This is a genomic window from Peptostreptococcus canis, from assembly GCF_014229965.1.
Lineage (GTDB): Bacteria > Bacillota > Clostridia > Peptostreptococcales > Peptostreptococcaceae > Peptostreptococcus > Peptostreptococcus canis.
In genome coordinates, this window is record NZ_JABGBW010000025.1 from 1 (window position 1) to 1,078 (window position 1,078).

Genomic DNA, 1,078 nt, shown 5'->3' on the forward strand with positions numbered 1-1,078 from the left:
GTGTATATACCCTCTTAAAAACTCGTTAGCTTCTTTTACATTATCAATGCCTTTCATCATAAATTCAACCGGCAATCTGCTTTGTAGAGTAACCCAAAGTCTTTCTATACGTCCCTTAGCCTGTGGTGAATTAGCAAAAATAATATCCGTTCCAAGTTCATTAACTGCTCTGGAAAATTGGGTCAGATTAACCTTTTTCCCATTAATTTCATCTTCGATAGTCAGTTTACCGGCGTTAGGTGATCTAAAAATAGTGTGCTTATCAGAATAAAGGGTCTGTGGAACACCAAAATCCATACAACATCTTTTCATCATCTCCAAATAGCCAAACAGGCATTCATGTTCAGTCATGTATAATCCGACTATTTTACCTGTTGCATCATCAATTGCGCCATGAAGTGTATATTTAACCTTTTTATCGAACCATTCGAAAGGAGTAGCATCAATTTGTACCAACTGACCAAAATGAGGCTTTCTTTTTCTACGAAATTTTCTGTGCCTGATTTTTTTCTTCATGGGGCTTTTAATTTCTGCGTTTTTTAGTATACTATATAGTGAAGAGTATGATATTTCAATTGAGTATTCTTCACTTAGTATTTCTTTGAAGTGGAGGAAGTTCACATTTTTTAGCGAATTTGTTTTCTTAATTTTAAGAATAGCTTCCTTCACTTCATTTGATATTGAATGAACAGGTTTCTTTCCTGTGTTTTTATGAATTAAAAATTCAGCTCCAGATTCAATGACTCCTTTCTTTAATCTGGTAATCTGGCGTTCGGAAAGAGAAAGTAGTTCAGCGGCTTCTCTTCTAGTAATTTGTTTATCTATGTAGCTACAAATCACTTGATATCTTTTTAGTTGTTTCATAGTCAATGTTATTTTACCTTCTTTCATAATATTATTTTATATCAAAAAGTGACAAAGTCCAAAATTAATCCTAAGGTGACATTATCATAAAATAACAACAAAAGTTTCTAAAAAGTGTGTCAACCGTAAATGAAAATGTCCCAAAAATTTTTAAACATTAGCACTGGTTTTCCAGTGCTTTTTTGCTATTTGGATATGCCGTGCACCCCAACAA

Annotated in this window: 1 protein-coding gene; it reads right to left on the reverse strand. The window is 33.1% G+C overall.

From position 1 onward, the window contains the following. Positions 1-891, reverse strand: an 891-nt coding sequence (locus HLB29_RS09525; RefSeq protein WP_185624899.1) for an ISNCY family transposase, incomplete at its 3' end; no start/stop codon positions are given. Positions 892-1,078 lie beyond the last annotated feature (187 nt).